The following is a 26,003-nucleotide window of genomic DNA, read 5'->3' as shown; positions in this document are numbered from 1 at the left end:
AAACGAATGTGGAAATCGAGAGCCGGGACGGTTACCGTCTCGCTCGTGCTGCTGATCGCGCCGCTGTTCGCGTTTCATGCCGCGCTGATCGACGCGGCCCGGGTCCGGATGGCGGAGCGGCAGGCGGAAACGGCGACGAAGGCGGCGCTCCGCTCCGTCCTGTCCGCCTACGACCCGGCGCTGCAGTCATACGGTTTGTTCGGACTCGGGGTTAAGCCCGAGGAAAGCGATAAGCTGTTTACGGACGTGCTGAAGCGCAATTTGAACGCGACGGGAGGAGGCGCCTTTCGTCTCACGGAAGCGGTCCCTTCCTCGCACGCGATCCAACCGCTTTATACGCTCGCGAACCGTACCGTTTTCGAGCGGCAAGTGCTGGAGGAGATGAAGTACAGGGCGCCCGTCGAATTTGCCGTCAGCGTGACGGATAAGCTGAAAAACCGTTCCGGCGCGACGGCCATGCTGGCCGGCGTCTCGGCGTTTGCGGACAAGGCGAAGCAAATCGGCCGTCTCGTCGACGAACGCGAGTCGAGGCTGGACGACGCTTGGGCCGACGCGCGGGATTTGGCGGAGAAGGCGTCGATTTACCGGGGGTATTACGCGAAGAAGCTGGAGCGGCTGGACGAGCTTTGCCGGCTGATCGGATTGCGGGACGCCGAGGAGGTGCGGAGGTCGATTCAATCGCTCCGCTCGCAAGCCGAGGAGCTTCGGCGGACGATCGCGGACCGGCAAGCCGGCTTGGCGGAGCTGGTGCGCGCCGGCGTGCAGGCGCCGCAGCAAATCGCCGCCATCGCGCAATCGATCGGCCAGCTGGAGCAAAGCGTCGGCGCGCTTCAGACGCAAATCGGCGAGCTGGAGAAAATTTTGGAATATATCGCGGAATATACGCTGCTGCTCCCGGCAACGAAGCTGGAGGCGAAGCGCGATCAAGCGATCCTCGCGGGGTTGACGCAGCGCGTATTTACGCAGCTTGACGAGGCTAAGGCGCTTGACGAACGAATCCGCGCCGAGACGGGCTCGCTTCCCGCCGACTCGGGCATACCGGCCGAAGCGCTTCAGGTAGCTTCGCTGCCGGACGCTTATTATATCAAGTTCCGGACGGGGCTGGGCGGCATCGGCGCCCTGTTCGGCGGCTTCGAGACGGCGCTGGACGCGACGACGCTGTTTACGGGCGCCAACAAGTTCGACTCGGCCCGGATGGCGACGCTGACCGCGTCGAACGAGGCGTACGGGCAAAAGGCTTCGCAATTTACGGGCGAGCAGCGGATCGAGGAGGACAAGCGAGCGGCGGCGGCCGAACGACTGACGAGACGCAAGCGGGAGGAAAAGCTGCGGTTCGCGCAGCTGTGGGATCAAGCGCGAAAAATATGGGCCGAATGCGGCGGGGCCGACGACGAGTCGTACCGGAAGCTCGAGCTCGGGGATCCGTCGGCCGGCAAGCCGTCGCTGTACCGCCAATACTCGGATTATAACCGGTCGGAGGCGGAAAACGGGACGTCCGTCGACGAGCTGGACGATGCGGAGGAGGCGATCGACCGGACGAAAGGCATGATCGATCGGCTGTTGGAAGGCTTGACGGCTGCGGCGGGACAGTTTCGGGACGAGCTGTACGTCAACGAGTTCGCCCTGACCAAGTTCAATTATCGGACGTACGGCAAGGAGAAGGGGGCCGACGGAAAGCCGAAGCCGGACTACGAGCGGTCGGCGCGCGGTTCGCACAAGCTGCCGAATCAGGAAGCGGAATATGTGCTGTACGGCCTGAATTCGTGCCAAAGCAACCAGGCGGCCGCGTATACGGAAATGTTCGCGATCCGGCTCGCCGTCCGGACCGCGGAAGCGCTCATGTCGCCGGAGTCGAAGGTGACGGCGGTCGGGTCTCCGATGCTGACGCTGCTGTGGGCGATCGCGGAAGGGGCGATTCGCGCTTACGAGGATATGACGAAGCTGACGAACGGGGAAGAAGTGCCGGTTACGGCCAAAGCCCCCGAAGCGGTCGCGATGGGATACAAAGATTATTTGCGCCTGTTTCTGCTGCTACATACGAAGCGGGAGCCGACGACGGCCCGGATGCAAAGCTTGATCGAGCTGAACACCGGTCGCGATTTGCGCGGAACGGCCGTCTACGTCCAAGCGCGAACGGAAACGAAGGTCCGTCTCTGGTTCATGCCCTATACGATGGCCGCATTCGGCTACCCGATCGAAGACGGCAAGGCGGTCGTTTCGAAAACGGCGTCGCTCTCGTATTGAGAAGGAAGGAGGTGAGCGGCTATGGCGGCAGTGACGCCAAACGATGAATTCGGCATGGAACGCGTTCGCCGCTTCGCCGCCGACGAACGCGGGGGCATCAGCTTGGAGGCGACGCTTGCGCTGCCGTTTTTTCTCGCATTCGTGCTGGCGCTCGTCTGCCTCATCCGGCTGACGGTGGCGGACTTGGCGCTTCATCACGCCGTCTCGGAAACGGTCAAGCAAATGGCCGCAAACGCGTACCCGGTGCAGCTGTTGGCCGAAGAGGCGAGGAAAGCGTACGAGCAAAGTCCGGTCGGCGGCCAAGTGGACGGCTGGCTCGGCCACATTCGCGTCGCCCGGGACAAGCTCGTGCAGGGCGAGCAATGGGTCGACGATTACAAGGCGTTCATTCCGGACGCGCTCGTCCAGTGGGTCGAGTGGGAGCGGCAAAAGCGGGAGCAGGCGGAGAAGCTCGGCCGGGACGAATACGACGCGTTCGTGAAGGAACGGATCGATCCCTATGTACGGAGCGCTTTCAAGCTGGCGGTCGTTCATTATTCGGACTCCTCCGTGCTGAAGGAAGACCGTCTTGCCGTCGTCGAGGCGACCGTCCCGAGCTTCACCGACCCGGAACGCCGGTTCGTCGGAATCGAGGCCGAATATGCGGTCAAGCTCCCGATTCCGTTCGTGAACAAAACGGTCACGCTCCGAAAAAAAGCGTACGAGCGAATATGGACGGGGGCATAGAAAAACGCGCGCGCAAGCAATGGAAGACGTCGCGCCATTCGACCCAGGCCGGGACTTCCTCGAGTACGAAACCGAAAAAAGGAGAATGCGATGGCATACGCAGCGCTTATCTTGCTGCTTCTCGCTTCGTTGTATCACGACGTGAAGCGGTGCAAAATTCCGAACCGGTATACGGCGGGCGGAACCGTCTTCGGTATCGTCTTCCACGCATGGAGCGGAGGCTGGAACGGGCTTGCGGCGTCGGCGACCGGATTCGCCGCAGGCTTCGGCCTGCTTCTCGCGGTGTACGTCGTCGGAGCGGTCGGAGCGGGCGACGTGAAGCTGTTCGGGGCGATCGGGGCGATCGCGGGAGCGCCGTTCGCGATTAACGGGGCGATCAACTCCATCTTGTTTGCGGGCGCGATCGGCCTGATCATCGTGGCGAAGCGCGGGGAGCTGGCCCCGAGGCTGCGGATGACGGGGACGCTGCTGTTCCACCTGCTGCTGCTGCGCGACGTGAAGGGACTCGTCCGCTACAAAAAATCGGCCGCCGTTTTTCCGTTCATGTACGCGGTCGCGCCGGCCGTCGCGTTTACCGCCGCGTATTGCGCGCCGACCGCATGAAGGAGGCTCTCGATGGACAAATCGTTGTACGGCTTTCGCTGCGACTTTATCCGCCATCGCGGGACGAGTCTCGTCCTATCCGGCGAACGGCCGCTGCACGCGGACGAACTCGAGCGGATCGAGCTTCGCATGATGGAGGCGAACGACATTCCCGGCTTGCTTGCGCTCGACGTCGAGGAAATCGACTTGACCGTCCGGCTGCGCTACAACATGACCGGGATGAAGATGCTGTCCCACTGGATGAAAACCGAACGTCTTACGCTGCGAAATTATTACCGGATGCTGTTGGAGGTAGCCGGGACGATCGACGGCGGGCGGTCGTACATGCTGCGGGAGGAGGGCTATTGGCTTCACGAAGATTTCGTATTCGTCGACGAGGAATCGGGAAACAAGCTGTCGCTCTTGTACGTCCCGTCGCATCGGACGGAAGGAAAACCGGCGCTGCGCGACCAGTTTAAGGAGCTGTCGCTTCGGCTATCGGCGTGCATCGATACGATCGAAGGCGGCGGCTTTTCATCGCTGATGTCGATGCTGCACCGGGATCGGTTCGACTTTCGCGATGTGAAGCGAAAGCTGGCCGAGCTGCTTCAGCCCGACGGGGAGGCGTCGTTTTCGGGCGTCGAATCCGGGCTTAGCTTCCCGATCCGTGAGCCGACGGTTGAACGAAGCCGGCCGCAGCAGGCGCTGCCGTCATGGATCGGCGCCGGCCCGAAGCCGCCGAACGACCGGCGGTCGGTTCCGGCCGACGACCCGGAGGCGCTTTGGAAGGCGGCGAACGAACGGGACTTGCGTTTGTCGAACCGGACGTTTGCCGATGGCGAGGAAGAAGACGGGGACGACAGCGGAGACGGGGAGGGGGCGGATGCTCCCGCGCGGAAGAACGATGCCGCGCCGCCCGCCAAGCAGCGATTGCTGATCGGCGCAGTCGCCGGATCGCTGCTGCTGCTGTTGTGGAGCTTTTATCCGACGACGCCGGCCGAGGGAACGTTCCATGTGTGGACCGGCTTGACCGTGCTGCTGCTCGACGCCGTCTACGTCTGGATTCGCCTTCGGCCCGGCATGAAGGCCGATTCGACGTGGGGGAAGCTGGCGAAGTCGTACGAGGCGATGGAGGAGCGCGAAATGACCGGCTTGACCGGCTGTTTGCCCGTTAGGGCGGGGACGGTTCATCCGCTCGGAAAGCCGTCCCGCGCCCCGGACCTAACGGCCGAACGGGCGTCTTTCGCCGTCGTGCCGCCTCGAACGAGTACGCCTCCCTTTTCCGCATCATCATCGTCTCCGGCGCCTTCGGACCGTTATGCGTTCCCGGCTCCGGCCGCGCCGCTTTCATTCGCCGGCCGTCCCGATGAAGGGACGGGGCCGCTTCGGCCGCCGGATGCGACCGTGCTTCTCCGTCCGAACGGGGCGACACCGGACGAAGGCAAGACGGCCGGGGAGGAGCGGGAGTCGGAGGCGTTCCCGGAGCTCGAGATCGCGAAGGGCGGGGAGACGAATCGATTTCGACTGAAGGAGGAACGGTTCGTCGTCGGCCGGGAACGGAGCGCCGTCGACTACGCGGACGATTCGGCCGGCGTCTCGAAGCTTCACGCGGAGGTCGGCCGCGATATGACGGGGTATTACGCGAAAGATTTGGGCTCCAAAAACGGTACGATGCTCAACGGCGAGCCGATGGTGCCCTACAAACGGTATCCGCTTCAGGACGGCGATACGATGCAAATCGTCCGTTTGCGCCTCGTCTTTCGCGCGGAAACGACAAACACCCCTTCGTGAGAGGGGGTGTTTGTCGTTCGACCGGTTAGTCGGCGTCATCCAGCTTCTTGAACTCGTGAACCCATACGTTCATGTGGGGCAGCCATTTCATGCCCCGGTGCATCGACACGATGTATTCCTTGTACCGCTCCAACGTGTCGAAGCCTTCCTGCCGGGCATGCTCGTCCGTCATGTCGCCGAGCGATTGCCGGTACACCCGCTCCACGACGAACCGATGGCCGTCCATCTCCATCACTTCGCCGGGATCGGCGTAGCGCCCGTTGCGGCGGGCCGCCGTCTTGACGCCGGCGACGACTTTGTCCACGTCTGCCCGAACCGTGACGAGCCGCTCGATCGAACATGTTTTCGGATCCAACGCTTCGGTCATCGACATACCGCCTTTCCCCGATCGCGCCTTACCGGTATTCGCGAGGAATACGCCGCGCCACGCCGGTGCGGATCGCCGCCTTGATGACGTTGTCGCGGATCAGCTTGGCGACGTCCTGGTTGAACACGCTCGGAATGATGTACAGCTTGTTTCGCTCGTCGTCGGAAATGACCGAGGCGATCGCCTCGGCGGCCGCGAGCTTCATCTCTTCGTTGATCGTTTTCGCCCGGCAGTCGAGCGCGCCGCGGAACATGCCGGGGAAGCAGAGCACGTTGTTGATCTGGTTCGGGAAGTCCGAGCGTCCGGTCGCGACGACGGCGGCGATATCCTCGATTTCTTCCGGATTGACCTCGGGCGTCGGATTCGCCATCGCGAATACGATCGGGTCGGCCGCCATGCTCTTCACGTCGTCGCGGTTCAGCAGACCGCCTCGCGACAAGCCGATGAATACGTCGGCTCCGGCAAGCACGTCGCGAAGCGAGCCCGACACCCGATTCGGGTTCGTGTTTTCCGCATACCACGACCAGATCGGATTGTCGTAGGCTTGTCCGGCGACGAGCGCCCCGACGCGGTCCACGCCGATCAGCTCCTTGACGCCGGCGGCAAGCAAAATCTTGCTGCAGGCGACGCCGGCGGCGCCGATGCCGCAGACGACGACCTTGACCGAGTCGATCGATTTGCCGACCAGCTTCAGCGCGCTGATCAGGCCGGCGTACAGGACGACCGCGGTGCCGTGCTGATCGTCGTGGAAGACGGGGATGTCGAGCTCCTGCTTCAGCCGCTCTTCGATTTCGAAGCAGCGCGGCGACGAAATATCTTCCAGATTAATGCCTCCGAACGCGGGGGCGATGTTCTTGATCGTACGTATGATTTCTTCCGTATCCTGGGTGTCGAGACAAATCGGAAACGCGTCGACGTCGGCCAGCTGCTTGAACAGCATCGCCTTGCCCTCCATGACCGGCATGGCGGCGTTCGGTCCGATGTTGCCGAGGCCGAGGACGGCGCTTCCGTCGGAGATGACGGCGACCGTATTGCGCTTGATCGTCAGCGTGTACGCCTTGCGCGGCTCCTCGTGGATCGCCATGCAGACGCGCGCTACGTCGGGCGTATAGACGCGGGACAAATCGTCGCGGTTTTGGATCGGCACCTTCAGCTTCGTTTCGATTTTGCCGCCCAGATGGAGCAGGAACGTCCGATCCGAAACGTTGACGAGAACGACGCCCTCGAGCTGCTTCATCTTCTCCACGATTTTGCCCGTATGGAGCGTGTCCGCGACGTTGACGGTCAAGTCCCGGATCGACATTTGCTGCTTCGTCTGGATGACGTCGATCGCGACGAGATCGCCGCCTTCGTCGGCTATGGCGGCTACGATATCGCTGAACCGGATCCGGTTCGTATCGATTTCCAGCCGCAAAATGATGCTTTTGCCCGTGATCAATTGTTTGTTCCCATCGGTCATGGCTCTGTTCCCCCTACGGTAAGGTGCTGAACGGCGCAATCTCGTTCCCCCCTAGTGTACAACAATCGCCGCAAATTCCAAAATGCCGGATTGGCTTTGATGCGCAAGGCGAAATATGCTATAGTAGTAAGTTGACGGCAGAATGAGAGAGAAGGAAGGTTGTCCCATGATCAGCACTAGTAACGTAACGCTCCGTTACGGAAAGCGCGCCTTATTCGAAGACGTTAACATAAAGTTTACGCCCGGCAACTGCTACGGGTTGATCGGAGCGAACGGCGCAGGCAAATCGACGTTTTTGAAAATTTTGTCAGGCGAAATCGAGCCGAACAGCGGCGAAGTGTTCGTCACGCCCGGCGAGCGCATCGCCGTGCTGAAGCAAAACCATTTCGAATTCGACGAAGTCCAGGTTTTGAAAACGGTTATAATGGGCCACCGCGAGCTGTATGCGATCATGGAGGAGAAGGACGCGCTGTACGCGAAGCCGGACTTTTCCGAAGAGGACGGCATGCGCGCGGCGGAGCTCGAGGGCGAATTCCAGGAGCTGAACGGCTGGGAGGCGGAATCCGACGCGGCTTCGCTGCTGCTCGGCCTCGGCATCGGCACCGAGCTGCACGACAAGCAGATGAAGGAGCTCGGCGGCAACGAGAAGGTGCGCGTCCTGCTCGCGCAGGCGCTGTTCGGCAATCCGCAAAACTTGCTGCTCGACGAGCCCACGAACCATTTGGACATCGAATCGATCAACTGGCTCGTCAACTTCCTGGGCCGGTTCGAAGGCACCGTTATCGTCGTATCCCACGACCGCCACTTCCTGAACGAGGTGTGCACGCATATCGCCGATATCGACTTCGGCAAAATCCAGCTGTACGTCGGCAACTACGATTTCTGGTACGAGTCGAGCCAGCTGGCGCTTAAGCTGATGAGGGAATCGAACAAGAAGGTCGAGGAGAAGCGCAAGGAGCTGGAGACGTTCATCGCCCGGTTCAGCGCCAACGCCTCCAAGTCGAAGCAGGCGACGTCCAGGAAAAAGCAGCTGGAGAAGCTGACGCTCGAGGACATCAAGCCGTCGAACCGGAAATATCCGTACATCAACTTCAAGCCGGAGCGCGAAGCGGGCAAAAACATTTTGACCGTAGACCGGCTCAGCAAATCCGTCGACGGCGAAACCGTGCTGAACAACGTAAGCTTCGTCGTCAACAAAGGCGACAAAATCGCGCTCGTCGGACCGAACGGCGTCGCCAAGACGACGCTGTTCCAAGTGCTCGCGGGCGAGCTCGAGCCGGATGCCGGCGAGTTTACGTGGGGTGTCACGACGACGCAGGCGTATTTCCCGAAAGACAACTCGGCGTACTTCGAAGGCGTCGATCTCAATCTGGTCGAGTGGCTGCGGCAGTTTTCCAAAGATCCGGACGAAACGTTCATCCGCGGCTTCCTCGGGCGGATGCTGTTCTCGGGCGAGGAGTCGCTGAAGAAGGCGTCGGTCCTCTCCGGCGGCGAGAAGGTGCGGTGCATGCTTTCCAAGATGATGCTGAGCGGCGCGAACGTGCTCATGCTCGACGAGCCGACGAACCATCTCGACCTCGAGTCGATTACGGCGCTCAACAACGGGCTGATCGATTTCGACGGCACGATGCTGTTCGTCTCGCACGACTGGCAGTTCATCCAGACGATCGCCAACCGGATTATCGAAATTACGCCGAACGGTCTGATCGACCGGCAAATGACGTACGACGAGTATTTGGAGAACGAAGACGTCAAGCGATTGCGCGAGACGTTATACGCCTAATGAAGACAGCGGGGGACGGCATCTCAGGTTCTCCCGCTTTTTTCGTCCTTCCGCCTCGACCACTTTTCGCACAAAGGGATGACGAACGACATGACGTACTATGTCAGCTATAAAGGCAAACCTTACGGCCCTCCGATGACGAAAGAAGAAGCGGCCGTCAAACTGCTCCGGCTGCGGCACCTGTTCGTCGGCATGGAGATCGTCCGCGCCGAAGGGCCGGACGCCGAAACGGAAGAGCGCGAAAAGCCGAAACGGAACGGGCGTCACCCGAAATCGCCTTCCAACGTAACGCAGGGGGAGGACGCGCCGCAGCCGATCGATGCGGATTACGGAAACGGGAGGTAGCGCATGTTCGACCCGACGATTTACGAAAATTTGAAAGTCGTGTTCGAAGGGGCGGTATACGACCTCGATCTGGACGGGCATATCGTCGTCACCCATCGCTCCGACTTGATCGATCTGGCGACGATGTCGAGAACGTATGCGGTGCGGTATCGGTTGAAGGACGGCCGGTGCACGGCCGAGGTGCGTCTCTCCGCCGGTCTCGTCGATCTGGCCGGCGAGAAGCTGGAATGGCGCAACGCGCTGCCCGGCTGCAAGCTCGAGATCGTCTTCGCGTTGACGCTGCGCAACCCCGAGGCGGCGTGCCGCAACATCGACGACATCATGCGGCAGGTGTGGGACGCGAACCCTTCGATCGTCCAGACGCTGTCGTACCGATACGGCGAGGACGGGGCATGCTGCCGGAACGAAATCGTCGTCGCGTTCGACCGCAAAATCGGCGAGGGCCAGATCGACGACATCGCCGAATTGCTCGAACATACGGTGCGCACGCTTCGATTGCTGGAACCTTACAACACGGAGGAATGAGCGGAAATGGCCGATCGGACGGAAGCGGAATGGATCAAACGGACGGACGCCGGCGAGGCGTTCGCCGTTTTTTTGTACACCCCGTTGTGCGGGACGTGTAAAGTGGCGGCCCGGATGCTGGAGGTCGTCCGGGCGGCGAAGCCGGAATGGACGGTCGAATCGGCCAACGTGAACGTTTTGCCGAAGCTGGCGATGCATTGGCGGGTGGAGAGCGTCCCGTGCCTGCTCCATGTCCGGGGCGGAAGGGTGGAGCGCAAGCTGTACGCGTTCGAGTCGGTCGGCAACGTGTACGCGTTTCTTGAACGGATATACGAACATCACCAGGAAAGGATGAACGATCATGAATGACGCGCGGACCTCGTACGTCAAAGTCGAATATAAATCCGGAGCATATATCGCGAAAACGGTGGAGCATGCGCCTCCGCGCACGCTCGTCGAAATCGCGGCGGTCGTCCGCCATCCGCTGCAGGGCGACCTGCACCATCCGTATGAGGCGGATGTCCCTCTGTTCCACGAGCGGAAAGCGTCGGCACACCGCGAAAAAGTGTGGGTGCCGTCCTCATCGGTCGAGCCGTATGAGGGGGAGGTTCCGTCCTACGGGGAGTCGCTACGGGCCGCGTGGGAGGAAATGGTTCGCTCCATGAGCAAGCTGGCCGAGGGCGGGGAGGCCGGAGGCGGGCGCGACGCCGCCCGTTGGGCCGCCCGCTCGCTCGAAACGCTGCGCGTGCTGGAAAAAGACTATTGGGGTGCGATACAATAAGCGAGTGATGTACATTTTTGTCGAATCGGGGGAACTTTCATGCTAATGATCGGAATCGCAGGCGGAACCGGTTCGGGCAAAACGACGGTTGCGGAGAAGCTCGTGGAGGCGCTCGGCGAAGAGCAGGTCGCGCTGCTGTCGCAGGATTCGTATTATGCGGACAATCGCCACTTGTCGATGGCGGAACGGGAAAACGTCAATTACGACCATCCGGACGCGATGGACGGAGAGCTGCTGCTGACGCATTTGCGCCGGCTTAGAGAAGGAAATCCCGTCGAAGTGCCGGTTTACGATTTCTCTACGCACAGCCGCGTCGAGCGGACGGTGACGGTGACGCCGAGACGGGTCGTCATCTTGGAAGGGATTCTCATCTTCGCCGATCCGGCGATCCGGCAAGAGCTGGATATCAAAGTATTCGTCGACACGGATGCGGACGTCCGCGTGCTCAGGCGTATCGCGCGGGATATTCAGGAGCGGGGACGGACGATCGACTCGGTGTTCCAGCAATATTTGAACACGGTCAAGCCGATGCACGACGCCTTCGTGGAGCCGTCCAAACGGTACGCCGATCTGATCGTGCCGGAAGGCGGGCAAAACGAAATCGCCATTCGTCTGTTGACGTCGCGGATCGAATCGTATTTGACGAACGGCTGAAGCCGGCGCGGCTAGATATATAAGGGGGCAACTTTCGATGAACGAATCGTGGTCGGCGATGAAGCAAGTGCCGCAGGATACGATCCAGGAACGGCTGCAGTCGGTGAAAGAGCTGTCCGAGGACGCGGACGGAACGGAGCTGTACGAGGTCGTCAAAGATACGGCGACGGGCGAGCATTATTTGCATTACGCCTACTTGCACCTGAACGTGGCGGACGGGACGAAGGAATCGTTCCACCACCTTCTGCCGCTCGGCAGCGACGACGTGCTCGGGGTTTTATTCGGCGAGCAGCCGTACGCGTATCCGGATCATTGGACGCGTCCGTATTTGCGCAACGGACCGGACGGCACGTACGTCTGGTTCGATCCTTCGGAGACGATCGAAGGGGCGGCGGAGGAAAACGAGAAGCTGGCCGGGGATATCGCGAGCTTGCTCGGGGAATGGAAAAAACGGGGAAGGCACGATCCGGACTCGGTCAAGGAGCTGCTCGAGCGCATCGACCGGACGATGAACCGGGACGACGGCTAGATCAAGCTCGGAAGGGAAGAGGGGAAAAGATGGAGGAGCGCAGGGCGAACGTCGTTCCGCCGTGTCCGATATGCGGCTTCGAGATGAAATGGTGGTTCGCCAAGTGGAAATGTTTCAACTGCGGGCAATGGAACGGCTGTTGCGGCGACGACACGGGAGACCCCGGCGGCTTGTGGTGCGAGCCGCGACCGGGAGGGGACGGGGACGCGAAACCCGATTGACGAGACGCCCGCCGCAGCGGCGAAGCGAACAGGCCATGAAACGAAAGAAACGGACCCAAGGCGGGTCCGTTTCTTTCGTTTTCGGCCACGGTGCGGGATTCGTTTACTTGCCGAACCGTTCCAGCGGGATGCTGACGATGAACGTCGTCCCTTGCTCCGCATCGCTTTCCACCGTAATCGTTCCTTTGTAGTAGCCGACCCGCTCTTTCGTGACGGCGAGGCCGATGCCCGAATGATCGCCGGCCGTTTTCGTGCTGTAGCCGGGCTCGAATATTTTGCGCTTCTCCTCGTCGTCGAGTACGGGACCGGGATTGCGCACCGTGATGAACAGCGTGCGCCCGGTATACCAGCCCTTCAGCTCGACCCACCGTTCGGCGACGGGCAGCTTGACCGTTTCGTCGAAGGCGTTGTCGACGAGGTTCCCGATAATTTTGACGATATCGACCGATTTGACGCCGAGGGTCAAGTTGCCGAACGGGGAAAACTCGTGCCGGAAGTCGATTTTTTTATCCATGGCGATGACGACCTTCGATTGGACGATCGCGGCGATCGCCGGGTGGCCGATCTGGATAATGTCGTTGATTTGCCGGATTTCGCCGATCAGCTCGCCCGTGTACTCCTTCAGATCGTCGTACTTTTTCAGCTGCAGCATCGTATGGATCGTCTGCACGTGGTTCAGGAAGTCGTGCCGCTGCCCGCGAATCGTCGTGAACATGTCGTTCATTTCGTCGATGTACGCCTCTTGCGTGACGCGGACCGCTTCGTCTTTGTTCCGCTTGATCATCCGGAAGACGATCAGCAGCAGGACGAGGCTCAGCGCGGTCATGACGACGATCCGGTTGATCATCGAATGAATTTGTTCGTCCAGCACTTCGCGGATGGTGTGGTAATCGAAGACGACGCCGATGACGTACGGGTAATCCGCCGTCGTATCGTTCGATTTCGGCTGAACGGGAATGAAGCTTTTGACGACCTTCCTTCCCTGGACGACGGTCGTGTAGGCGATCGTCTCGTTCCGTTCGATCGCCGAACGGACGCTTTCCGCGTCCCTATCGCCTTCGGCGTACGTGTATTGGCCGAACGGGACGGGACGGTCGTACAGCGACACGAAGCGTTGGCCGCTTTGCGACCGGGACACTTTCAGCGGCTTGCCGAACGTATTATAGTTGAAGCCGGTCATTTCGAGAATGCTCGGATTGTCCTGAATCATGGCGTTCAGAATGACGTCGGGACCGGCCAATTGATCGTAATGCTTGATTTGGATGTCCTCCACGTACGGGTTGATGATATAGTCCGTCGTCCCGTCGTAAAAGTATCCCCATTTGTCGATTTTGTTCGGGTCGGTGTCGGCGTGCTCGATCGGCCCGGCCCAATAATTGGGCAGCTTTTGCCCTTGCGGAATCGTCACTTCGCGGTCGGCGAGCAGCTGCTTGAAGGCGGTGAACCAATACCCCCATTTTTTCGTGCTCATCCCGATTTCCTTCGGATCGGACGAACGGACCCCTACGATGTCGTCGCCCTGACGCTTCAGCAGCGTAATATGCGAAACGCCCAATTCCCGGCTGATTTGTTCCAGCTCGGCGTTCGTCACTTGGTCCGCATTCGGAGCGAGCCGGTCTCTCGTCGCGATGGCGACGGTGCGCAGCTGCTGCCCGACCAAGTCCTCGACGTAGTTGACGCTCGTCTTGTACCGGTCGATGGCGATCCGCAAATTGCGGGCGGCCATCATCGACTGCTCCTCGACGTTGCCGATGACGGTATGCTTCGTCGAAAAGTAAAAGATGACGTTGTTGACGCACAGCACGAAGATGACATATACGATCACGATATAGAAAAAACGCGATTTCAGGTGCAACAAATCACCCCGGGGTTCGTTCGCAGCTAGCAGGTTGCCGGTGCAACGGGAATAGTTGTGTGCGCGTCGAAGATCGGCGCACTTCCATTATAGCCGAAAAGTTACAATATTGTTACCGTTTTTTCGACTTATTTCGATATATTTTCGACGAAAATAGTCGGGATTTGTCGGTTCATATGCGTTATCGACTTCCGGTCATGTTGAACAGGCGTCGGCCCATATCATGTAGAAACCGCAGCGTCGCGCAAGCGACGCGCTCAGGAAGGTGGATGATGCATGGACCGGCGACCTTGGCATGCCGTTTATCCGCAAGAAGTGCCGCCTGCGCTCGACTATCCGTCCGTTCCTCTTACCTCGCTCTTGACCGAATCGGCCGAGAAGTTTCCGAATCGGACCGCGCTGACGTTTTTCGGCAAAAAAACGACCTACCGCAAGCTGCTTCTCGACTCGTACCGGTTCGCGAACGCCTTGATCCGGCTCGGCGTCCGCCGGGGAGACCGGGTCGCGCTTCTGCTGCCGAACGTGCCGCAATACGTCGTCGCCTACTACGGGACGCTGTTCGCGGGCGCCGTCGTCGTGCAGCTGAACCCGATTCACGTCGAACGGGAGCTGCTGCGGCATGTGACCGATTCGCGCGCCGATACGCTCGTCTGTCTCGATCTGCTCTACGCGAGAGTGAGGAACATCCGCGAGAAGGCCGGGCTGAAGCGGATCGTCGTCACCGGCATCCGTGACGAGCTGCCCGCCGTCAAAAGCTGGCTGTACCCGCTCGTCCAAAAACGGAAAGGACAGCCGCCCGCCTACGATCCGGAGAAGGAGCAGCTGTTCGTCATGCATCGTCTGCTCCGTGCGGCCAGTCCGGAGCCCCCTCCGCGGCATTCGTTCGACCCGGCCGAGGAAATCGCCGTCCTTCAGTATACGGGCGGCACGACCGGCATTCCGAAGGGCGTCATGCTGACGCACGCGAACTTGACGGCGAACGTCCGCCAATGCGCCGCATGGCTGTACCGGTCGGAGGAAGGGAAAGAGATCGTGCTGACCGCCGTTCCGCTCTTTCACGTTTACGGAATGACGGTATGCATGAACTTCGGCCTGTCCTTCGGCGCCAACCTCGTGCTCGTGCCGCGGTTCGAAATCAACGAGCTGCTGCGCACCATTCACCGGTATCGTCCGACGATATTCCCCGGCGCGCCGACGATGTATATCGCGATCAACCATCATCCTTTAGCGGCCGTCAAATACCGGCTGACCTCGATTCGCTGCTGCATAAGCGGTTCCGCGCCGCTGCCGCTGGACGTGCAGCAAAAGTTCGAATCGCTGACGGGCGGACGGCTCGTCGAAGGGTACGGCTTGTCGGAATGCTCGCCCGTCACGCACGCCAACCCGATCTGGGAGAAGCGCAAAACCGGCAGCATCGGGCTCCCGTGGCCCGACACGGACTGCCGCATCGTCGATCCCGATACCGGTCAAGCGCTTTCCCCGGGCGAGATCGGGGAGCTGCTCATCCGAGGCCCTCAAGTCATGAAAGGATACTGGAACAAGCCGGAGGAGACGGAGCGGGCGCTGGCCGACGGCTGGCTGAAGACGGGCGACATGGCGTATATGGACGAGGAAGGCTTTTATTATATCGTCGACCGGAAAAAAGATATGATCATCGCCGGCGGCTTCAACGTATTTCCGCGCGAAGTCGAGGAGGTGCTGTTCGAGCATCCCGCCGTCCGCGAGGCGGCCGTCGTCGGCGTCCCCGACGAATACCGAGGCGAAACGGTGAAAGCGTTTGTCGTGCGCGAGCCCGGTTCCTCCGTAACCGAAGCGGAGCTGGACGCCTTCTGCCGCGAAAAGCTCGCCGCCTACAAGGTGCCCCGGCTGTACGAATTCCGGGACACGCTGCCGAAATCGATGATCGGCAAAGTAATCCGGCGGGAGCTGAGGGAGGAGCGCCGCGACGAATGACGGAAGCCGTCCGAGCCGCGAAGCGAGAGCCCCTTGGCCGGCTTCCGCTTATTCGCCTTTCTTGCCCCGGTAATACGTCGGCGCGACGCCCTCCGCATGGCGGAACGCGCGGCTGAACGCATGGATGCTCGGAAAGCCGAGACGGGCCGCGATTTCGGTGACGGGCATCGACGTGAATTGGATCAGCTCTTTGGCCTTCTCGATGCGCATCGTCAAATGGTATTTGATCGGCGGCGCCCCGAAGGCGCTTTTGAACGCCCGGATGAAATAATATTTGCTCATGTTGGCCGCGGCCGCCAGCTCGTCGACCGTCAGCTCGCGGTCGAGCGAGCGGGACATGAGCAGCTTGACCGCCTGCAGCGTCTCCCAGTTCGACAGCACGTGAGGACGTTCCTGCCAGTGCAGCTCGCGGAGCAGCAGCGTCCACAGCTGCACGAACAAGCCCTTCAAATTCGTCTCGTAGTAGGGAAGCTTGCGTTCGTATTCGTCGATCATGGCGAAGACGAGCGCTTCGACGGCGGACTTGCCGACGGGGCGGATATGGTTCGGCACCATGAACGGAGGAGCCGACAGGACGTCTTCGCGAAACCATTCGTGCTCTTGCGCCGTCATTTCGTGCTCGGGCTTGAAGCTGATTTTGACGTCCGGACTGTCCGGACGCTCGTACAGATCGAAATGGATATGCGGCTGGCGGAACGGGCTCTCCGTCCCGACCCGAAGCGAATGCGGCTCCCGCGGCTTGAACAGGAACAAGTCGCCGGGGACGCCTTCGTAGGCTCGGTCGCGAACGGTGACGAGCACGCGGCCTTCCTTGACGTAGAGAAGCTCGTAATCGAACAGCACCCGCTCTCGCAAGTGCCAGCCGGCCGGTGCCGTATGGTCCATCGCCTTGCGAACGTACGGGGTGAGAGCGGACAAGTCCATGTCCCGAGTGCCTCGCTTTCCGGTTGCGGTTACGACCAGTATAAAGGGATCGGAAAATGACGGCAACTTCGCCACTATTAAACCAACTATTATAATAGGAAAAGGTGGGTTATTGTCGAAATCAGGATTGACGCCCGGACGCGTTGGTGCTATTATTCTATCTATCGGATTTCAATCCCGATCAACTCGATAGGGATTGGTCGACAGGAATGAGAGGGAGAGAGGGGAACGAAAGCAATGCGTACACGGAGCAGATCGTACATAGCCGTCGTGATGGCCGTCATCTTGGCCGTCGTCCTGGCGGCGTGCGGTGCGAAGAAGGAAGAGCCGACGACGTCCGCGCCCGCGACGGGCGGATCGACGACGAACGCCGGCGGCGGAACGGACTTGGCCTCGCTCGCGGGCAAGAAAATCGCGCTCGTCATGGAGTTCAACCAAGGCACGTTCTCGGCGCAATATATCGAAGGCGTCAAGGAGCAAGTCGAGAAGTTCGGCGGCAAGGTGACGGTGCTGAGCGCCGAAACGGACATGAACAAAATGATCGCGAATCTCGATTCCGCGGTCAACCAGAAGTTCGACGGCATCCTGATCGACCATGGCAAGGCGGAAGCGCTGGAGCCGGGCGTCAAGAAAGCGCTGGAGAAAAAAATTCCGGTCGTCGCGTTCGACTCGGACTTGAAAGTGCCGGGCGTACCGGTGCTGCAGCAGGGCGACCAGCAAATGGCGAAAAGCACGCTGGAGCAAATGGCGAAAGATATCGGCGGCAAAGGCAACATCGTCAAAATTTGGGTTGCCGGCTTCGCGCCGATGGAACGCCGCCAGCTCGCGTATAAAGAGTTCATGGACAAAAACAAGGATATTAAAGAGATCGCCGCTTTCGGCGCCGCGACGAACAATACGGCGCTCGATACGCAAGCCCAAATGGAAGCGATCTTGAAAAAATATCCGAACAAGGGCGACATTACGGCCGTATGGGCCGCCTGGGACGAATTCGCCAAGGGCGCTTCCCGCGCGATCCAGCAAGCGGGCCGTACGGAGATCAAAGTATACGGCATCGATTTGAGCGACGAAGACCTCCAAATGATCCAGGACAAAAACAGCCCGTGGGTCGCTTCGGCCGCCGTCGATCCGAAAGATATCGGACGCGTGCAGGCGCGTTACCTGTATCAGAAGCTGCTCGGCGAAACGACGCCGGACGTCATTGCGCTCGATCCGGTATTCGTCTCCCGCGACCAGCTTCCGACGGACAAGACGGTTTCGACGACCCAGCTCGGCCAATACGTCAAAGGCTGGAGCGGCAGCCAGCAAGGTTTGTCGGACAAGCTGAAGGAATTGGAGAAGCAAGCGAAGAAATGATAAGCACGGCGAAACGTTCCCATCGACGAATAGTCGATGGGATTTCGCATGTGAAAGGCCGATAAAAGGAAAGGGCTGGTAACAGGTGGGCGCGAAGCTGGAGCTGAATCGAATCAGCAAATCGTTTCCCGGCGTGCGGGCGTTGAAAGACGTCGATTTCGAAGTGCGCGCCGGCGAAATTCATGCGCTGCTCGGAGCGAACGGAGCCGGCAAGAGCACGCTCATGAAAATATTGTCGGGCGCTTATACGGCCGACGAAGGCGCGATTACGATCGACGGCGTCCCGGCGACGATCCGCTCGCCGATCGACGCGAAGCGGGCGGGCGTCCAATGCGTCTACCAGGAGGTCGATACCGCGCTCGTCCCGGGTCTGACCGTAGCCGAGAACGTCATGCTCGACCGGCTCTCCTACGGGGCGAAGTCGGCCGTCGTCAACTGGGGCTCGCTCAAGCGCGAGGCGTCGTCGATACTCGACAAGATGGGCGTAGCCGGGCTGCCCGCGGACAAGCAGGTCGGCGAGCTCGCGATCAGCCAGAAGCAGCTCGTGCTCATCGCGCGGGCGTTGGCGCAGCAGGCGAAGTACGTCATCCTGGACGAGCCGACGGCGCCGCTCAGTCTGGAGGAGACGGACCGGCTCTTCCGGACGATGCGGACGCTGAAGGCGGAAGGCGTCGGCCTCATCTTCATCTCGCACCGGCTGCCGGAAGTGTTCGACATTTGCGACCGGATCACGGTCATGCGCGACGGGGAGCGGGTCGCTACCGCGCCCGCCGCCGAGCTGACCCCGGGCAAAGTCGTCGAACTGATGCTCGGGAAGTCGCTCGAGGAGGAGTTTCCGAAGCTTGCGGCGGAAATCGGCGACACGCTGTTCGAGGCGGCGGGCGTACACGGGCTGGGGAAAGTGCACGGCGTCGATTTCTCGATCCGGCGCGGCGAAATCGTCGGCATCGTCGGGCTTGTCGGCGCCGGCAAAACCGAGCTGACCCGGCTCCTGTTCGCGGCCGAGCCGCTCGAGAAGGGCGAGCTGCGGCTGGACGGGAAGCCGCTCAGGCTGAGCGGCCCGTCCGACGCGATCGACGCCGGCATCGTGCTCGTGCCGGAGGAGCGGCGAACGCAGGGCGTGCTCGTCGGCGAATCGGTCAAGGTGAATTTGACCGTCCCGATCCTGAAACGGCTCGCACCGTCCGGCTGGATCCGCGGACGTGCCGAGACGAGGCATGCGGAGGAGACGGTCGAGCGGCTCGGCGTCAAAACGCCGCATGTCGATCAGGCGGTCGGCTACTTGAGCGGCGGCAATCAGCAAAAGGTGGCGATCGGCAAATGGCTGCCGACCGACGCCAAGCTGTATATGTTCGACGAGCCGACGAAAGGAATCGATATCGGCGCGAAAAGCGACATATTCCGGCTGATCGGCCGGCTGGCGCAGGAAGGCAAAGCGGTGCTGTACGCGTCGTCGGAAATCAACGAGATTATCGGCATATCGGACCGGATTCTCGTTCTGTGCGACGGCCGGATCGTGAAGTCGTTCGGCCGCGGCGAGGCGACGGAAGAGCAAATTTTGCTGTTCGCCAGCGCGGGAAAGGAGCAGGGGGATGAAAGGTAAACTGTTGGATTGGTCGTTCCGGTACGGTGCGCTCGTCGTCATCGCCGGCGTGTTCGTTTTTTTCTCGATCGCGAACGAAAACTTTTTGACGTATGACAATATCGCGGACATCCTGCGATCCATCTCGATCGTCACCTTCATCGCGATCGGGGTGACGCTGTCGCAAATCGTGGACGGCTTCGACTTGTCGGTCGGCTCCACCGTCTCGCTGTCCACCGTGGCGGCGGCGACGCTCATGGTCTGGTTCGAGCAGCCGCTTATCGTCGTGCTGGTCGTACCGATCGCGATCGGGGCGCTGATCGGCTTGCTGAACTCGCTGCTCATCATCCGGTTCCGCATCCCGGACCTGCTGGCGACGCTGGCGGTCATGTACATCATCGGCGGCGTGCAAAAGACGTATACGAAAGGGTATGCGATCTACAACAACATGCAGATGACCGACGGCACGAAGGCTCCCGGCAAATTTTCGGAGTCGTTCAAATGGATCGGCCAGGGCGAGCTGCTCGGCATACCGGTTCCGGTTCTGCTTATGCTGCTCGCCGTCGTTCTCGTCCATCTGTTCCTGAAATATACCCGGTGGGGCCGGCAAATGTACATCACCGGCGGCAACCGCGAGGCGGCCCGGCTGTCCGGCATCCGGATCAACCGCGTCCGCTTGGCCGCCTACGTCTTGTCGGGCTGCTTCGCCGCGATCGGCGGCATTCTGTTCGCCGCCCGCGTCGGCTCGGGGCAAATCGACGCCGGAGCCCCGCTGCTCATGGAGTCGGTCGCGGCCGTATTCGTCGGCTTCTCCGTGCTCGGCGCCGGCAAGCCGAACGTCATCGGCACGTTTCTCGGCGCGGTGCTGATCGGCGTCCTGCTAAACGGCTTGACGATGCTCAATTTGCCTTACTATGCGTTCGACATCATCAAAGGGGTCGTGCTCGTGCTGGCGCTCGCCGTCACGTTCGTCCATTTGAATCGGCGCCGGGTGTAGCGGCCGATGGTGCGCTTCGCTCATGAAAACTTTACAATGTCCAAAACCGCGGCAACGGCCGCGGTTTTTCGTTCGTTGTCCGCAGCAGGAGGGATAGCGTTTGCAAAATAATCGTAGGCGGGCAAGCAAGGCGGTGATACAATGGGGAGTGGATGCCGGCAACGCGCGAACGAACGTTGCCATACGAAAAGGGGGACTTCCATGGATCGACAAACGGTGCGGGCATGGATCATGTACGACTGGGCCAACTCCGCGTTCGCCACGACGATGATGGCCGCGGTGCTGCCGATCTTTTACAGCACGGTGGCGGCTTCCACGCTGCCGGGCCAGACGGCCACCTCGTATTGGGGGATGACGCAGTCGATCGCGATGCTGCTCGTTGCCGTCATGACGCCGATTCTCGGGGCGATTGCGGACTATTCGGGCTATAGGGTGCGGTTTTTGCGCCTGTTTTCGTATTTGGGCATTCTCGCATCGCTTTGCTTCGTCTTCGTCGGGAACGGCGACTACTTGCTCGCGTCCTTCCTGTTCATTCTCGGCACGATCGGATTTTCCGGCGGCAACGCGTTTTACGACGCGCTGCTGAACGACGTCGCGGAGCCGGGGAAACGGGACTACATATCGTCCAAAGGGTACGCGTTCGGCTATATCGGCGGCGGGGTGCTGCTGATCGTCAACCTGCTATGGATCATGAAATGGTCGTGGTTCGGACTGCCCGACAGCTTGGCCGGCACGTACCTGTCCTTCGCTTCGGTTGCGGTATGGTGGTACGTATTCTCGATTCCGCTGTTCCGCCGGATGAAGGACAAGAAGACGGGCGGCCGTCACACGTTCGGACAGTACGCGTCCATCGGCTTCTCGCGCATCTGGAATACGTTCAAGCGAATCAAGCGGTATCCCGAGCTGCTGAAATATTTGATCGCGTTTTGGTTTTTCAATGACGGCATCAGCACGATCATCACGATGGCGACGATTTACGGCACCGAAATCGGTCTCGGCACGGAAGCGTTGATCGGGGCGCTCGTCATTACGCAATTCGTCGGCATTCCGTTCACGCTGCTGTTCGGCCGCATCGCGGAGAAGCTCGGCTCGAAAAAGTCGCTGTACATCTCGCTCGGCGTGTACGTGCTGATCGTCGTTTTCGGTTATTTCATGACCGAGACGTGGCAGTTTTACGCGCTGGCGGTTGTCGTCGGCATGGTACAGGGGGGCAGCCAATCGATCGCCCGGTCGATTTACAGCCGGCTCGTCCCGGCCGACCGCCCTGCCGAGTTTTTCGGCTTCCTGAGCGTATCGAGCAAATTTTCCGCCATCGTCGGTCCGTTCGTCTTCTCCGTCGTCGGTATGCTGACCGGCACGAGCCGGCTCGGCATTCTCGCGCTCGTCGTTTTTTTCGCGATCGGCATCGTGCTGCTGGCCAAAGTCGATCTGACCAAGGGAGAGGCGGAGGCGGCCGCCGCAAAAGCGTAACGTGTCTCGTCGGAATCGAATCCGGCACGAGCACGCACCGATAACATCGTTCATGACGGAAGGCCGGAGTTTGCCGAGCGATCGGTACGCTCCGGCTTTTGCCGTATTAGCGGGCTTTTCTTTTTCCGACGAACCGTTCGGCCCGCGCATTCGTCCCGTTCCAGCCGGCGCGTTCCTCCCGCCCGGCCCGGTTGCGGAGCCAGGCGAGCGCTCCCATCGAGACGACGGCACCCGCGAGTCCGAGCGACATATCTTTTTGAGAATCGAAGACGTCTCCCTGCAGGCCGACGTACTGTTCCCCGCTCTGCTTGGCGACGAGCGCCGCAACCATCTCCACGATTTCGAACAGCGAGCTCATGCCGAAGACGACGGCCGCGGGCAAGGCGTACGACCAAAATCCGCGCAAGGAGGACGTCCGGACGAGCAGCTCTCGGCATGGATACGTCCAGATCAAACCGAACAGCAGATGAACGACCCGGTCGAAATAGCTGCGCTTCGTATGATAAGCGGCCTTCAGCCAAGCGTCGACCGGAGTGCCTTGGTACGTATAGTGGGCGGCGAACGTATGGACGCATAGAAAGACGAACATCCAGAAATACGACCGGTTCGAAAACCGGAACTTCCGGTACGTCATACCGAGCGCGACCAGCGTGCCGACCGGCAGCAGGCTTTCCATCGCCCACTGGATCCGGTCGGTCGGATGAATGGCCGTATAAATCCAGTAGAGGAGGAAAGCGACGATCATGGCGTGCAGCGGGAAATTGCGGGCGAACGGGATGCCGGCGCCGGTCCAGCCTTCCGATCGGACGAAGTCGTTTGATCCGCTCATACAAGAATTGCGCTCCTTTGGCGAAGAGGGTGTCGGCGATCGGGCCGATTTACATAGTTTGGTCAAAATGGAGCTTGCCATTCCCGCAAAGTCGCGAACGACAAAAAAACGTACGCGGGGGAGAAGCTCCCGGTACGTCCGGCGGCACGTCAAATGATCGGATCCGCGTACAAAATCGTATGCCCGTCGGCGCACGGCTTGCCCGTCTCGTACGACACGTCGCCGAGCCGCGCTTCCAGCCGCGATCGGGAGCCGTTTCCGGCAACGTAATCCAGCGCGGACCGCAGAAGCGGGACGCCGTCCTCCATCGCCATCTCCCAAAGGTCCATGAAGCTCTCCGTATGCGTCTCGTCCTCGATCGACGGATGCCGCCATTCCCGCCTCGCTTCGTTCAAGACGTCGACGGGCGGAACGGTCCGCTTGTAGACGAGCGCCTCGATCCGGCCGAACGTCAGCAGGCGCTTCGCGCCGGAAGGGTCGTGAAACAGCTTTTGGGCGCGGATCATGTCGCGGTACGCCTCGTTCCAATCGTCCGGCCCCAAATGTCCGGCCAGTTCCGGGTAATGCGAACGGGCGAGCGCGGCGAGGACGTCCGCCATTTCGCCGGGGAGCGCGGGTCCGGCATCGATCCGCTTCCAGACCGGCGTCCTCCACGTCTCGAGGCCGAGCCTGCTTCGGACGATCAAGGTGTCGATCATGATCTCGAACCGCTGGTGGTCCCATTTCTTGAACCCGGACCGGTAAAACACGTAGGGGTGCGCGTTCCGGTCCAAAATATGGTGCGTCAAAAAGCCGAGCGCGAATGCCGCGTCGGGGGAGTCGAGCGGCCGGTCTTTGACCGCATCGAGCAGGTCGAGCAAAAACGGCCCGCATCGCCGGGAGTGCATCGCTCCGCCGAGCTCGGGCATGCCGGCGCTTTTTTGCCACGGGAGAAAGCGGTGGTAAAACAAAAAGTCCGGCCCCTGGCAGCCGAAATGATAGGCGCGCTCTACCGCCGAAGACGTCGAAGGTCCGCTCCAGCCGACCCGGTCCGCCAATTCGCGGCCGAACAAAAAGTGGGTCCAAATGTTGGGCATGGCCGAAAAAACGCTCCTTTCCGACGAAGACAGCGAAACGCCGGCGTTGAAAGCGCAAACGACCGGCGTTCGAGATCGGATGTTACCTTGATTGTATCAGTCGAGCGGAACGAGCTTCAAGGCGTTGCCGGCGTAAATTTTCGCCAGCACGTCCTCCGGCAGCCCGAGACTGTTCAGCACCTCTTGATGGACGTTGTCGAAATAGTCGCGGCCGTACAGGATGCGGTCCTGGAATTCGAGCAGAAACTGCTTCGCGAACTCGGGGTCGCGCTTGAACGCGTTGGCGCCGGAGCCGGCGGATATGTCGCAATACAAGTTCGGATAACGCCGCAGCATGTCGACGACTTTGCCGCCCGGTACGACTTTGCCGGTCGGATACGCCGCTTTGTCGTATTGGTCGTCTCCCGATATATGCGCCCAAAAGCCCGGGGCATGCCCGAGGAAGATCGTCTCCGGGCAAGCTTTCACCGCGCGCTCGAACGCATCGATGCCGCCGCCGTACCACCAGTTCGGACGCGGATAGGCGGAACCGGTATCGAACTCGTAGTCGATATGGACGGTGACGGGAAGCCCTTTTTCCCCGCAAAAGCGGAACAGCCGGATCGCGTCCGGGTTGTCGTACATCATGCGCAGCTTGATTTCGCCGTAAACGCGAACGCCGTACAGCTTGATCGCGTGGTCGAGCTTGTCGATCGCGTCAGGCCGCCGCGGATCGGGCGCGTAGCCGAGCACGAACTTGTCCGGATGCTTCAACGCGTAATCGACGCATCGACGGAACGATATCGGCCCGTCCGGCAAGCCGGCGTCGGGGATGCTTTTCTTGTACGTCGGATTGTATTCGTCGTCGGGGCATTCCCAGCTGAGCAGCCATGTCCGGTCGATCGAATATTGCTTCATGTTGTCCAGGAAGCGGTCGACGTTGTAGCCGTACCAATCGGGATGGTTATGGCAATCGATAATCATGAACGAGACCCTCGTTTCGTCGGGATAATCTTCCTCCATATTGTAACAAGTAGAATACAGGTGCGGCAACGAAAAACGATATATGTCCCCATATAAAGACACGAAGCGAAAACGATGGAAACGTCCGGAAATCCGAAGTATAATGATAGCGGTCGCCTGAAAAGGCGCCGAGCGAACCGATAGGCAACGAAACGCTATTCGAAAGGTTGGTCGTACGTTTATGGCATTCATCCAATGCAATTTCACTTCCGATACGCTTGCGATCGGGGCGACGATGAACGTCCTGCTGCCCGATCCGAAGCCGGGCCAGCCGGCGGACCGCAAATACCCGACATTGTACCTGCTGCACGGCTTGTCCGACGACCACACGGCATGGATGCGCTGGACGTCGATCGAGCGGTATGCGCGGACGAAGGAAATCGCGATCGTCATGCCGGCCGTCAACCGGAGCTTCTATACCGACATGGTCGGCGGTTACCCGTATTGGACGTTCGTCAGCGAGGAGCTGCCGGCGAAGGCGAGAGCCTATTTCCCGCTGTCCGACAAGAGGGAAGACACGTTCGCCGCCGGACTGTCGATGGGCGGCTACGGCGCGTTCAAGCTGGCGCTGCGGCGGCCGGATCTGTTCGCGGCCGCGGCGAGCTTGTCCGGCGCGCTCGACCTGCGGAACGGACACGAGCGCTGGCCCCGGGATTACGGCTACATATTCGGCCAGGGCGCGCCGGTGCCGGCCGACGACGATTTGTTCCGGCTGGCCGAGAAGGTCGCCGCATCGGGCGGGCCGAAGCCGAAGCTGTATCAGGCGTGCGGGACGGAAGACTTTTTATACGAGGCGAACCGCGCGTTTCTCGGGCATGCCCAATCGCTCGGGCTCGAGCTGGAATACGAGGAAGGGCCCGGCGGGCACGATTGGGCGTATTGGGACGCATACATCCGCCGCGTGCTGGACTGGCTGCCGATCCGCTCGTCTTGATCGGACGCCGGACGCGAAAAGAGCGCCGCTCGCCAAGGC

Annotated in this window: 25 protein-coding genes; 18 read left to right on the top strand and 7 right to left on the bottom strand. The window is 60.7% G+C overall.

Annotated features, from left to right (window positions below):
• Nucleotides 1-6: 6 nt before the first annotated feature.
• From DLM86_RS09175 to DLM86_RS09160, 4 genes are all read left to right on the top strand, one after another.
• The gene (locus DLM86_RS09175; protein ID WP_110839677.1) at nt 7-2,244 is read left to right on the top strand and encodes a hypothetical protein; all 2,238 of its coding nucleotides are present in this window, start codon (nt 7-9) and stop codon (nt 2,242-2,244) included.
• A 21-nt stretch (nt 2,245-2,265) separates the two neighbouring features.
• On the top strand, nt 2,266-2,970 hold the full coding sequence (locus tag DLM86_RS09170; protein WP_110839676.1) for a TadE/TadG family type IV pilus assembly protein: 705 nt from the start codon (nt 2,266-2,268) through the stop codon (nt 2,968-2,970).
• 90 nt (nt 2,971-3,060) lie between these two features.
• On the top strand, nt 3,061-3,573 hold the full coding sequence (locus DLM86_RS09165; RefSeq protein ID WP_110839675.1) for an A24 family peptidase: 513 nt from the start codon (nt 3,061-3,063) through the stop codon (nt 3,571-3,573).
• 12 nt (nt 3,574-3,585) lie between these two features.
• Nucleotides 3,586-5,343 (top strand): DUF6382 domain-containing protein, encoded by a 1,758-nt coding sequence (locus tag DLM86_RS09160; protein ID WP_110839674.1) that lies wholly within the window; start codon nt 3,586-3,588, stop codon nt 5,341-5,343.
• A gap of 25 nt (nt 5,344-5,368) precedes the next feature.
• Here the strand turns inward: DLM86_RS09160 and DLM86_RS09155 are convergent, their stop codons facing one another.
• Together DLM86_RS09155 and DLM86_RS09150 are read right to left on the bottom strand one after the other, a co-directional pair.
• Nucleotides 5,369-5,710, bottom strand: coding sequence for an ASCH domain-containing protein (locus DLM86_RS09155; protein WP_425453953.1), 342 nt, complete (start codon nt 5,708-5,710; stop codon nt 5,369-5,371).
• A 28-nt stretch (nt 5,711-5,738) separates the two neighbouring features.
• Nucleotides 5,739-7,169, bottom strand: a complete 1,431-nt coding sequence (locus DLM86_RS09150; protein WP_110839672.1) for an NAD-dependent malic enzyme — start codon at nt 7,167-7,169, stop codon at nt 5,739-5,741.
• A gap of 166 nt (nt 7,170-7,335) precedes the next feature.
• Between DLM86_RS09150 and DLM86_RS09145 the strand changes: the two genes are divergently transcribed.
• The 8 genes from DLM86_RS09145 to DLM86_RS09110 all read left to right on the top strand — a co-directional run bounded on the left by DLM86_RS09145 (nt 7,336) and on the right by DLM86_RS09110 (nt 11,986).
• Nucleotides 7,336-8,952, top strand: coding sequence for an ABC-F family ATP-binding cassette domain-containing protein (locus DLM86_RS09145; RefSeq protein ID WP_110839671.1), 1,617 nt, complete (start codon nt 7,336-7,338; stop codon nt 8,950-8,952).
• 90 nt (nt 8,953-9,042) lie between these two features.
• Nucleotides 9,043-9,297 carry a hypothetical protein gene (locus DLM86_RS09140; RefSeq protein ID WP_110839670.1) on the top strand — a complete coding sequence of 85 codons (255 nt, stop codon included), beginning with the start codon at nt 9,043-9,045 and terminating at the stop codon, nt 9,295-9,297.
• A gap of 3 nt (nt 9,298-9,300) precedes the next feature.
• Nucleotides 9,301-9,822 carry a hypothetical protein gene (locus DLM86_RS09135; RefSeq protein ID WP_110839669.1) on the top strand — a complete coding sequence of 174 codons (522 nt, stop codon included), beginning with the start codon at nt 9,301-9,303 and terminating at the stop codon, nt 9,820-9,822.
• 6 nt (nt 9,823-9,828) lie between these two features.
• Complete coding sequence (locus DLM86_RS09130; protein ID WP_110839668.1) at nt 9,829-10,170, top strand: thioredoxin family protein; 342 nt, start codon at nt 9,829-9,831, stop codon at nt 10,168-10,170.
• Nucleotides 10,163-10,582 carry a sporulation phosphorelay system protein KapB gene (gene kapB, locus DLM86_RS09125; protein WP_110839667.1) on the top strand — a complete coding sequence of 140 codons (420 nt, stop codon included), beginning with the start codon at nt 10,163-10,165 and terminating at the stop codon, nt 10,580-10,582. Before DLM86_RS09130 ends, kapB begins: the two co-directional genes overlap by 8 nt.
• Nucleotides 10,583-10,621: 39 nt before the next feature.
• Nucleotides 10,622-11,236 carry a uridine kinase gene (gene udk / locus DLM86_RS09120; RefSeq protein ID WP_110839666.1) on the top strand — a complete coding sequence of 205 codons (615 nt, stop codon included), beginning with the start codon at nt 10,622-10,624 and terminating at the stop codon, nt 11,234-11,236.
• A gap of 37 nt (nt 11,237-11,273) precedes the next feature.
• Complete coding sequence (locus DLM86_RS09115) at nt 11,274-11,765, top strand: hypothetical protein (protein ID WP_110839665.1); 492 nt, start codon at nt 11,274-11,276, stop codon at nt 11,763-11,765.
• A gap of 29 nt (nt 11,766-11,794) precedes the next feature.
• A complete protein-coding gene (locus DLM86_RS09110; RefSeq protein ID WP_110839664.1) occupies nt 11,795-11,986 on the top strand; it encodes a hypothetical protein in 192 nt (63 codons plus the stop codon).
• A 103-nt stretch (nt 11,987-12,089) separates the two neighbouring features.
• On the opposite strand, the gene DLM86_RS09105 is transcribed toward DLM86_RS09110, so the two are convergent.
• A complete protein-coding gene (locus DLM86_RS09105; RefSeq protein WP_146250184.1) occupies nt 12,090-13,841 on the bottom strand; it encodes a sensor histidine kinase in 1,752 nt (583 codons plus the stop codon).
• Between the two features lie 276 nt (nt 13,842-14,117).
• Here DLM86_RS09105 and DLM86_RS09100 point away from each other — a divergent pair, with 276 nt between their 5' ends.
• Nucleotides 14,118-15,794 carry a long-chain-fatty-acid--CoA ligase gene (locus DLM86_RS09100; protein ID WP_110839662.1) on the top strand — a complete coding sequence of 559 codons (1,677 nt, stop codon included), beginning with the start codon at nt 14,118-14,120 and terminating at the stop codon, nt 15,792-15,794.
• A gap of 48 nt (nt 15,795-15,842) precedes the next feature.
• On the opposite strand, the gene DLM86_RS09095 is transcribed toward DLM86_RS09100, so the two are convergent.
• Nucleotides 15,843-16,718 (bottom strand): AraC family transcriptional regulator, encoded by an 876-nt coding sequence (locus DLM86_RS09095; RefSeq protein ID WP_110839661.1) that lies wholly within the window; start codon nt 16,716-16,718, stop codon nt 15,843-15,845.
• A 237-nt stretch (nt 16,719-16,955) separates the two neighbouring features.
• Here DLM86_RS09095 and DLM86_RS09090 point away from each other — a divergent pair, with 237 nt between their 5' ends.
• From DLM86_RS09090 to DLM86_RS09075, 4 genes are all read left to right on the top strand, one after another.
• On the top strand, nt 16,956-18,074 hold the full coding sequence (locus DLM86_RS09090) for a sugar ABC transporter substrate-binding protein (protein WP_110839660.1): 1,119 nt from the start codon (nt 16,956-16,958) through the stop codon (nt 18,072-18,074).
• 85 nt (nt 18,075-18,159) lie between these two features.
• Nucleotides 18,160-19,677, top strand: coding sequence for a sugar ABC transporter ATP-binding protein (locus DLM86_RS09085; RefSeq protein WP_245954447.1), 1,518 nt, complete (start codon nt 18,160-18,162; stop codon nt 19,675-19,677).
• Complete coding sequence (locus DLM86_RS09080) at nt 19,667-20,653, top strand: ABC transporter permease (RefSeq protein ID WP_110839659.1); 987 nt, start codon at nt 19,667-19,669, stop codon at nt 20,651-20,653. Before DLM86_RS09085 ends, DLM86_RS09080 begins: the two co-directional genes overlap by 11 nt.
• Before the next feature lie 201 nt (nt 20,654-20,854).
• Nucleotides 20,855-22,123: an MFS transporter gene (locus DLM86_RS09075; protein ID WP_110839658.1), complete on the top strand. Its 1,269-nt coding sequence runs from the start codon at nt 20,855-20,857 to the stop codon at nt 22,121-22,123.
• A gap of 106 nt (nt 22,124-22,229) precedes the next feature.
• Here the strand turns inward: DLM86_RS09075 and DLM86_RS09070 are convergent, their stop codons facing one another.
• The 3 genes from DLM86_RS09070 to DLM86_RS09060 form a co-directional block, all read right to left on the bottom strand.
• On the bottom strand, nt 22,230-22,952 hold the full coding sequence (locus DLM86_RS09070) for a DUF2238 domain-containing protein (RefSeq protein WP_110839657.1): 723 nt from the start codon (nt 22,950-22,952) through the stop codon (nt 22,230-22,232).
• Between the two features lie 149 nt (nt 22,953-23,101).
• A complete protein-coding gene (locus DLM86_RS09065) occupies nt 23,102-24,028 on the bottom strand; it encodes a zinc dependent phospholipase C family protein (protein WP_110839656.1) in 927 nt (308 codons plus the stop codon).
• 96 nt (nt 24,029-24,124) lie between these two features.
• Nucleotides 24,125-24,991, bottom strand: coding sequence for an amidohydrolase family protein (locus DLM86_RS09060; RefSeq protein ID WP_158289408.1), 867 nt, complete (start codon nt 24,989-24,991; stop codon nt 24,125-24,127).
• 220 nt (nt 24,992-25,211) lie between these two features.
• On the opposite strand from DLM86_RS09060, the gene DLM86_RS09055 reads away from it, so the two are divergent.
• A complete protein-coding gene (locus DLM86_RS09055; RefSeq protein WP_110839654.1) occupies nt 25,212-25,964 on the top strand; it encodes an alpha/beta hydrolase in 753 nt (250 codons plus the stop codon).
• Nucleotides 25,965-26,003: the final 39 nt, after the last annotated feature.

Source organism: Paenibacillus flagellatus, assembly GCF_003217775.1.
In the GTDB taxonomy this organism is placed as follows: Bacteria; Bacillota; Bacilli; order Paenibacillales; family NBRC-103111; genus Paenibacillus_AB; species Paenibacillus_AB flagellatus.
Note: the sequence above shows the minus strand (reverse complement) of the source record. Positions and strands in the feature narration are given on the sequence as shown.

What these genes read in the sequence shown, in the direction of transcription:
- DLM86_RS09175 (WP_110839677.1), top strand. Translation starts at nt 7, where the DNA reads ATGTGGAAATCGAGAGCCGGGACGGTTACCGTCTCGCTCGTGCTGCTG.
- DLM86_RS09170 (WP_110839676.1), top strand. Translation starts at nt 2,266, where the DNA reads ATGGCGGCAGTGACGCCAAACGATGAATTCGGCATGGAACGCGTTCGC.
- DLM86_RS09165 (WP_110839675.1), top strand. Translation starts at nt 3,061, where the DNA reads ATGGCATACGCAGCGCTTATCTTGCTGCTTCTCGCTTCGTTGTATCAC.
- DLM86_RS09160 (WP_110839674.1), top strand. Translation starts at nt 3,586, where the DNA reads ATGGACAAATCGTTGTACGGCTTTCGCTGCGACTTTATCCGCCATCGC.
- DLM86_RS09155 (WP_425453953.1), bottom strand. Translation starts at nt 5,710, where the DNA reads ATGACCGAAGCGTTGGATCCGAAAACATGTTCGATCGAGCGGCTCGTC.
- DLM86_RS09150 (WP_110839672.1), bottom strand. Translation starts at nt 7,169, where the DNA reads ATGACCGATGGGAACAAACAATTGATCACGGGCAAAAGCATCATTTTG.
- DLM86_RS09145 (WP_110839671.1), top strand. Translation starts at nt 7,336, where the DNA reads ATGATCAGCACTAGTAACGTAACGCTCCGTTACGGAAAGCGCGCCTTA.
- DLM86_RS09140 (WP_110839670.1), top strand. Translation starts at nt 9,043, where the DNA reads ATGACGTACTATGTCAGCTATAAAGGCAAACCTTACGGCCCTCCGATG.
- DLM86_RS09135 (WP_110839669.1), top strand. Translation starts at nt 9,301, where the DNA reads ATGTTCGACCCGACGATTTACGAAAATTTGAAAGTCGTGTTCGAAGGG.
- DLM86_RS09130 (WP_110839668.1), top strand. Translation starts at nt 9,829, where the DNA reads ATGGCCGATCGGACGGAAGCGGAATGGATCAAACGGACGGACGCCGGC.
- kapB (WP_110839667.1), top strand. Translation starts at nt 10,163, where the DNA reads ATGAATGACGCGCGGACCTCGTACGTCAAAGTCGAATATAAATCCGGA.
- udk (WP_110839666.1), top strand. Translation starts at nt 10,622, where the DNA reads ATGCTAATGATCGGAATCGCAGGCGGAACCGGTTCGGGCAAAACGACG.
- DLM86_RS09115 (WP_110839665.1), top strand. Translation starts at nt 11,274, where the DNA reads ATGAACGAATCGTGGTCGGCGATGAAGCAAGTGCCGCAGGATACGATC.
- DLM86_RS09110 (WP_110839664.1), top strand. Translation starts at nt 11,795, where the DNA reads ATGGAGGAGCGCAGGGCGAACGTCGTTCCGCCGTGTCCGATATGCGGC.
- DLM86_RS09100 (WP_110839662.1), top strand. Translation starts at nt 14,118, where the DNA reads ATGGACCGGCGACCTTGGCATGCCGTTTATCCGCAAGAAGTGCCGCCT.
- DLM86_RS09095 (WP_110839661.1), bottom strand. Translation starts at nt 16,718, where the DNA reads ATGGACTTGTCCGCTCTCACCCCGTACGTTCGCAAGGCGATGGACCAT.
- DLM86_RS09090 (WP_110839660.1), top strand. Translation starts at nt 16,956, where the DNA reads ATGCGTACACGGAGCAGATCGTACATAGCCGTCGTGATGGCCGTCATC.
- DLM86_RS09080 (WP_110839659.1), top strand. Translation starts at nt 19,667, where the DNA reads ATGAAAGGTAAACTGTTGGATTGGTCGTTCCGGTACGGTGCGCTCGTC.
- DLM86_RS09075 (WP_110839658.1), top strand. Translation starts at nt 20,855, where the DNA reads ATGGATCGACAAACGGTGCGGGCATGGATCATGTACGACTGGGCCAAC.
- DLM86_RS09070 (WP_110839657.1), bottom strand. Translation starts at nt 22,952, where the DNA reads ATGAGCGGATCAAACGACTTCGTCCGATCGGAAGGCTGGACCGGCGCC.
- DLM86_RS09065 (WP_110839656.1), bottom strand. Translation starts at nt 24,028, where the DNA reads ATGCCCAACATTTGGACCCACTTTTTGTTCGGCCGCGAATTGGCGGAC.
- DLM86_RS09060 (WP_158289408.1), bottom strand. Translation starts at nt 24,991, where the DNA reads ATGATTATCGATTGCCATAACCATCCCGATTGGTACGGCTACAACGTC.
- DLM86_RS09055 (WP_110839654.1), top strand. Translation starts at nt 25,212, where the DNA reads ATGGCATTCATCCAATGCAATTTCACTTCCGATACGCTTGCGATCGGG.